Below are 6,067 nucleotides of genomic sequence, written 5' to 3'. Positions count from 1 at the left end.
CTTAGGGAGTTTAGCTCAGCTGGGAGAGCATCTGCCTTACAAGCAGAGGGTCAGCGGTTCGATCCCGTTAACTCCCATAATTAAGTAATGAGAACGTAAAGAAAAGCGTATGATTTTAGGAAATAGGTAAGAAATCCTGATTTCTTAACCTATTTATCTAAATCACTAGCTTTTTAGTTCGAATACAATTGCTTAGAATAGGTCCCGTGGTGTAGCGGTTATCACGTCGCCCTGTCACGGCGAAGATCGCGGGTTCAATTCCCGTCGGGACCGTAAGCGACTCGTTAGCTCAGTTGGTAGAGCATTTGACTTTTAATCAAAGGGTCACTGGTTCGAGCCCAGTACGGGTCATAGGATGCGGGTGTGGCGGAATTGGCAGACGCACCAGATTTAGGATCTGGCGCTTGAGGGCGTGGGGGTTCAAGTCCCTTCACCCGCATGAGGGATAGGCCGGCTTAGCTCAGTTGGTAGAGCATCTGATTTGTAATCAGAGGGTCGCGTGTTCAAGTCATGTAGCCGGCATAAATAGTATGCGAACGTAGTTCAGTGGTAGAACATCACCTTGCCAAGGTGGGGGTCGCGGGTTCGAATCCCGTCGTTCGCTTTAAGAGGAGGCCGGGGTGGCGGAACTGGCAGACGCACAGGACTTAAAATCCTGGGAAGGGTAACCTTCGTACCGGTTCGATTCCGGTCCTCGGCATAAGGGAAGGCACCCTTGGCTCAACTGGATAGAGTACCTGACTACGAATCAGGCGGTTGCAGGTTCGAATCCTGCAGGGTGCATGGACGAGTGATTGGCTTTAGGCTGATGATTTGTTTTTAGGGGGAAGGAACGGGAAGTAGCTCAGCTTGGTAGAGCACTTGGTTTGGGACCAAGGGGTCGCAGGTTCGAATCCTGTCTTCCCGATATTATTGCTTTCAAAAAATGAAGATCGGAATTGATATTCTGGTCTTTTTGAAATGACGTTGAGGAGATTTGGGCAAGGGATATCAGCTGTGGATAAATATTTGAAAGCAGTTGAATTATTGGAAAAACATGCAAAGTCTGTCAGCAAGGCTAATTTTGCAAATGCAATTATTTCTGTGTGATGGATTAAAAAGGTGAAGGAAAACGCTTGGTTTTCCTTCACCTTTTGCTTTTTTAACGGATACTTTATTATTTACTTTCAAAAAAAGTTTGGTAAAGTGCTCTAACAGCTGCTTTTTCTTGTTCAGTTTTGATAACGAACATGACGGATACTTCACTGGAACCTTGAGAAATCATTTCCAAGTTAATATGCTTCTTTGAAAAAGCTTCGGCTGCTTTGGCAGTGACACCGATGTGGTTTTTCATGTTCTCGCCGACAATCATGATAATAGAAAGGTCACGCTCAATTTCTACTTCGTCAACTTCAAGTTTACGGGTTAACTGTGAGATGATTTCCTGTTCTTTAATCGGTGTCAGTTCACGGCCTCTAAGAATAATGGACATGTCATCAATACCGGTTGGGATATGTTCCCAGCGGATGTTTAAGTCTTCTAAGATTTGCAGAACTTTGCGCCCGAAGCCAACTTCTCTGTTCATCAGGTATTTGGAAATATTGATGCTGACAAAGTCATCGTCACCGGAGATTCCGATGACTGGAATCGTATCTCCGGTGTGCTTGAGCACAATTTTGGTGCCTGGGTGGTCAGGATTATTTGTGTTTTTAATGACAAGGGGAATTTTTCCGCGGTAGGCAGGAATCAGAGCTTCGTCATGAAGAACGGAAAAGCCGGCATAAGCTAATTCACGCATTTCCCGATAGGTTAATTCGGAAATGGACTGAGGCTTGTGCACGACACCGGGGTGTGCTGCAAAAATACCATCAACATCTGTGAAGTTTTCATAAAGGTCAGCTTTGACGCCGGCAGCTACAATGGAACCGGTAATGTCGGAACCGCCGCGGGAGAATGTACAGATTTGATTATCGGCTGTTACCCCAAAGAAGCCCGGAATGACCAGGACTTCGTCGCTGTCACGCAGCTCTTCCAGTTTATCATAGCTGGATGGGATGATCTGTGCATTTCCCGGTTCACTGGTGACAATAATACCAGCTTTTTTGGGGTGTACATAGCGGGCAGGCAGGTCATTTTTTTTGAAATATTCAGCAATCAGTTTTGCGTTATTGTCCTCTCCGGCAGCTAAAAAGGTGTCATACAGAAAATCATTATCGTCAATAGGTAAATTGGCGAGATCAATGATTGCCTTGGTAATTTTCTCCAGTACACCCTGACCGAGTCCGAGTTCATCAATAATGGAGCGATAGCGGTTGATAATCCAAGTTTGATCCGCAGTAACATCTTTTTCTGAAACATAAGACTTGTAGTACTTGATTAGAGCATCGGTTACCTTAGTATCTTGATCGTCACGCTTACCCGGGGCAGAAACAACAACAAAACGGCGGCTGTCATCCGATTTTACAATAGTTAAGACTTTTTCAAGCTGCTCAGCAGAAGCGAGAGAACTCCCTCCAAATTTTACGACTTTCATATATTCTCCAAATTTTCAATAAGATTATATAAATTATAGCAAAATTCAGAAAATTTGTCAGCAGTTTTTGTGGTAAAATGGTTGAAGGAAGGGGGTATCATGACAGTAAAAGCAATCATTTTTGATATGGATGGTGTTCTTTTTGATACCGAAAGTTTCTATTACAGACAGCGTGAACTTTTTTTGAACAGCAAGGGAATTTCAATGAAGCATTTGCCGCCGGCATTTTTTATCGGTAGCAATATGAAGCAGTCTTGGCGGCAGATTTTAGGAAGTGATTACGATAAGTGGGACACGGAACAGCTGCAAAAAGAATATACTGAGTATAAAAACAATCATCCTCGGCCCTATAAACATCTGATTTTTTCAGATGTTAAAGATGTTTTAGAAAGGCTCCAACAGCACGAAATTAGAATTGCTTTAGCTTCCAGTTCGACTAAGTCTGATATTTTGATGGCCTTGAGAGAAACGGCTATTTTACCCTATTTTGAATTTGTTTTATCCGGAGAAGAGTTTGCTAAAAGCAAGCCCGATCCGGAAATTTACAATGAAGCAGCACGGCAGCTGAAAATCCCAAAGTCTGATATTTTGATCATTGAAGATAGTGAAAAAGGTATCACTGCGGGAACAACTGCCGGAATAGAGGTCTGGGCTGTTGAAGACAGGACTTTCGGGCTTGATCAGCGGGCAGCTAAGCGCCTCATTGCTAATTTAACACAGGCAGTTGATATTCTTTTGGGATAAAGATTGTAAAAAGTACTTTTTCCTTTTGAGAACTCTTTGTTTTTATGATAAAATGGAGATGTTAAAAAGTTTGACATTCAAACTATTTTAATATTGAAAATCGAGCTACAGCGGTTTATCTTGATTATTTAAGAATTAGAGATGAGGAATTAGAAAATGGATTTTAAAGAAATTCTGTACAGTGTAACTGATGGCGTAGCAACCTTAACGCTTAACCGTCCGGAGGTTTCAAACGGCTTTAACATTCCGATTTGTGAGGAAATTTTAGAAGCTGTTTCTGCTGCAGCAGAAGACGACAATGTCCAAATTTTGTTAATTAATGCGAATGGGAAAGTGTTTTCCGTAGGCGGCGATCTGGTTGAAATGCAAAGAGCTGTTGATGATGACAATGTTCAGTCTCTTGTCCGTATTGCAGAGCTGGTTAATGAGATTTCCTTTTCTCTGAAACGTTTGCCTAAACCTGTCGTGATGAGCACAGATGGTGCGGTTGCCGGAGCTGCAGCTAATATGGCGGTGGCAGCAGATTTTTGTATTGCCAGTGACAAAACTCGCTTTATTCAAGCCTTTGTTAATGTCGGTCTTGCTCCTGATGCCGGAGGCCTTTTCCTCTTGACCAGAGCAATCGGAATAACGCGCGCCACACAGCTGGCCATGACAGGGGAAGCTTTAAATGCAGAAAAAGCCTTGGAATATGGTGTTGTCTATAAGGTTTGTGAATCGGAAAAACTGGAAAAAACGACAGACCGCCTGATTACCCGTTTGAAACGCGGTTCGGTCAATTCATACAAAGCTATTAAGGAAATGCTTTGGCAGAGTTCTTTTGACGGCTGGCAGGATTATGCTAAGCTGGAATTAGACCTGCAAAAATCACTTGCCTTTACAAATGATTTTAAAGAAGGCGTCCGTGCTTATACAGAAAAACGGCGTCCGAAATTTACAGGCAAATAACAATGATAAACAAAGCCATAAAATTAAGATGTCTCAAGCCGGTTACTTGAGACATCTTTTTTACAAAAAATATTTTTGAATTAAACTTGCAATTTCAGTAATCTTTTGATAAACTTTGATAGTCAAAGTTTATTTTCGTATAGGAGGTGGCAGATTGGACTATAATCAAATTAATTCTTACCTAGTTGATATTTTTAATAAAATCATGATTATTGAAGAGATGAGTTTGAAAACAAGTCAATTCAAAGATGTGTCTTTAAAAGAAATGCATACGGTAGATATAATTGGAAAAAATACCAATGTGACACCGAGTGACATTGCCCATGAGCTGCTGGTAACTCTGGGAACTGTCACGACCAGCTTAAATAAACTTGAAAAAAAGGGTTATATTGAGCGGACACGTTCTCAGTCAGACAGGCGTGTTGTTTATTTGACTCTGACACAAAAAGGCAGACTGCTTTATCGTTTACACAATAGATTTCATAAGAATGTTGTTAATCGCATTACGAAAGATATGGATACGACAGAGCTTGGTGCTTTGGAGAAGGGACTGAGTAACCTTCATCAATTTCTTGAGGGGTTGGTTTAATGGCTTTTGCAAAAATTAGTCAGGCAGCATATTACGTGCCTTCACAGGTTGTGACCAATGATGACCTGTCTAAAATAATGGATACCAGCGATGAATGGATTGCCAGCCGGACAGGAATCAAGGAGCGCCGGATCAGTCAAACAGAAGACACCGCTGATTTGGCCAGCCGAGTTGCTGAGCAGCTTTTGCAAAAGGCAGCATTAAAGGCAGAGGAAATAGATTTTATCATTGTTGCGACAATTACTCCTAATTCCATGATGCCATCAACTGCTGCCCGTGTTCAGGCAGCCATTGGTGCTGTTAATGCCTTTGCTTTTGACTTGGCAGCAGCCTGCAGCGGCTTTGTTTTTGCCTTGTCAACAGCTGAAAAGCTCATTAAATCCGGACGCTATCAAAAAGGTCTGATTATTGGGGCAGAAGTCATGTCTAAATCAATTGATTGGACAGACCGAAGGACAGCTGTGCTCTTTGGTGACGGCGCCGGCGGTGTGCTTTTGGAAACAGATTCTTCGGAACATTTTCTGGCGGAATCCATTCATTCTGACGGCAGCCGCGGAGAAGGTCTGACTTCAGGCTACCATAATATTTCCTCACCGTTTTCACAGGAGGCTGAAGAAGACAGTTACTACCTGAAAATGGACGGCCGGGCAATATTTGATTTTGCTATTCGGGATGTGTCAAAAAGCATCTCAGCTTTAATAGAGGAATCAGGTTTCTCGGTGGATGATATTGACTGTTTCCTGCTGCATCAGGCTAATATCCGTATTTTGGATAAGATGGCTAAAAAGATTGATGCCGACAGAGACAAATTCCCGGCTAATATGATGAATTACGGCAATACCAGTGCAGCCAGCATTCCGATTTTATTAGCTGAATGCATCGAAAACGGGACCATAGCTTTGGATGGTTCGCAGACTGTTCTCCTTAGCGGTTTCGGCGGAGGTTTGACATGGGGCAGTTTAATTGTTAAAATCTAGTTATACATTTTGTGCTTAGCACAGTATATAAAAAATATTTCTTAAATAAAGGAGAAAAAACATGGCAGTATTTGAAAAAGTACAAGAGATTATCGTCGAGGAACTTGGAAAAGACGCAGAAGAAGTTAAAATGGAAACAACTTTTGATGAGCTTGACGCAGATTCTTTAGACGTATTCCAAGTCATCTCAGAAATCGAAGATGAATTTGATATTCAAGTTGAATCTGAAGAAGGTCTTCAAACAGTTGGTGATTTAGTTGCTTTTGTTGAAGAAAAAACAAAATAAGTAAGTTTTTG

6 protein-coding genes and 9 tRNA genes are annotated in these 6,067 nt (G+C 41.9%); 14 read left to right on the top strand and 1 reads right to left on the bottom strand.

Going from position 1 to position 6,067, the window contains the following annotated elements; all coding sequences use genetic code 11:
* The first annotated feature begins 4 nt into the window (after nt 1–4).
* From AC4HAN_RS03020 to AC4HAN_RS02980, 9 genes are all read left to right on the top strand, one after another.
* Nucleotides 5–77: transfer RNA gene (locus tag AC4HAN_RS03020), tRNA-Val, on the top strand.
* A 123-nt stretch (nt 78–200) separates the two neighbouring features.
* A tRNA-Asp gene (locus AC4HAN_RS03015) sits at nt 201–273 on the top strand.
* Between the two features lie 5 nt (nt 274–278).
* Nucleotides 279–351, top strand: a tRNA-Lys gene (locus AC4HAN_RS03010).
* A gap of 6 nt (nt 352–357) precedes the next feature.
* A tRNA-Leu gene (locus tag AC4HAN_RS03005) sits at nt 358–439 on the top strand.
* 10 nt (nt 440–449) lie between these two features.
* Nucleotides 450–522: transfer RNA gene (locus AC4HAN_RS03000), tRNA-Thr, on the top strand.
* Nucleotides 523–532: 10 nt separating this feature from the next.
* A tRNA-Gly gene (locus AC4HAN_RS02995) sits at nt 533–604 on the top strand.
* A 10-nt stretch (nt 605–614) separates the two neighbouring features.
* Nucleotides 615–700 (top strand) — tRNA-Leu (locus AC4HAN_RS02990).
* A 9-nt stretch (nt 701–709) separates the two neighbouring features.
* Nucleotides 710–783: transfer RNA gene (locus AC4HAN_RS02985), tRNA-Arg, on the top strand.
* 50 nt (nt 784–833) lie between these two features.
* A tRNA-Pro gene (locus tag AC4HAN_RS02980) sits at nt 834–907 on the top strand.
* 249 nt (nt 908–1,156) lie between these two features.
* Here the strand turns inward: AC4HAN_RS02980 and AC4HAN_RS02975 are convergent.
* Entirely contained in the window at nt 1,157–2,512 is a 1,356-nt protein-coding gene (locus AC4HAN_RS02975; protein WP_491091100.1) for an aspartate kinase, read from the bottom strand.
* A 99-nt stretch (nt 2,513–2,611) separates the two neighbouring features.
* On the opposite strand from AC4HAN_RS02975, the gene AC4HAN_RS02970 reads away from it, so the two are divergent.
* From AC4HAN_RS02970 to AC4HAN_RS02950, 5 genes are all read left to right on the top strand, one after another.
* Nucleotides 2,612–3,256 carry an HAD family hydrolase gene (locus AC4HAN_RS02970; RefSeq protein ID WP_491091099.1) on the top strand — a complete coding sequence of 215 codons (645 nt, stop codon included), beginning with the start codon at nt 2,612–2,614 and terminating at the stop codon, nt 3,254–3,256.
* 156 nt (nt 3,257–3,412) lie between these two features.
* The gene (locus AC4HAN_RS02965; RefSeq protein ID WP_491091098.1) at nt 3,413–4,204 is read left to right on the top strand and encodes an enoyl-CoA hydratase; all 792 of its coding nucleotides are present in this window, start codon (nt 3,413–3,415) and stop codon (nt 4,202–4,204) included.
* 154 nt (nt 4,205–4,358) lie between these two features.
* Complete coding sequence (fabT, locus tag AC4HAN_RS02960) at nt 4,359–4,793, top strand: fatty acid biosynthesis transcriptional regulator FabT (protein WP_491091097.1); 435 nt, start codon at nt 4,359–4,361, stop codon at nt 4,791–4,793.
* A complete protein-coding gene (locus tag AC4HAN_RS02955) occupies nt 4,793–5,770 on the top strand; it encodes a beta-ketoacyl-ACP synthase III (RefSeq protein ID WP_491091096.1) in 978 nt (325 codons plus the stop codon). Before fabT ends, AC4HAN_RS02955 begins: the two co-directional genes overlap by 1 nt.
* Before the next feature lie 61 nt (nt 5,771–5,831).
* Nucleotides 5,832–6,056, top strand: a complete 225-nt coding sequence (locus AC4HAN_RS02950; protein ID WP_027976629.1) for an acyl carrier protein — start codon at nt 5,832–5,834, stop codon at nt 6,054–6,056.
* Nucleotides 6,057–6,067 lie beyond the last annotated feature (11 nt).

The organism is Streptococcus sp. ELY_86 (assembly GCF_058314495.1).
The sequence above is the reverse complement of the archived record's forward strand: the minus strand, read 5'-3'. Positions and strand labels throughout refer to the sequence as shown.

What these genes read in the sequence shown, in the direction of transcription:
- AC4HAN_RS02975 (WP_491091100.1), bottom strand. Translation starts at nt 2,512, where the DNA reads ATGAAAGTCGTAAAATTTGGAGGGAGTTCTCTCGCTTCTGCTGAGCAG.
- AC4HAN_RS02970 (WP_491091099.1), top strand. Translation starts at nt 2,612, where the DNA reads ATGACAGTAAAAGCAATCATTTTTGATATGGATGGTGTTCTTTTTGAT.
- AC4HAN_RS02965 (WP_491091098.1), top strand. Translation starts at nt 3,413, where the DNA reads ATGGATTTTAAAGAAATTCTGTACAGTGTAACTGATGGCGTAGCAACC.
- AC4HAN_RS02955 (WP_491091096.1), top strand. Translation starts at nt 4,793, where the DNA reads ATGGCTTTTGCAAAAATTAGTCAGGCAGCATATTACGTGCCTTCACAG.
- AC4HAN_RS02950 (WP_027976629.1), top strand. Translation starts at nt 5,832, where the DNA reads ATGGCAGTATTTGAAAAAGTACAAGAGATTATCGTCGAGGAACTTGGA.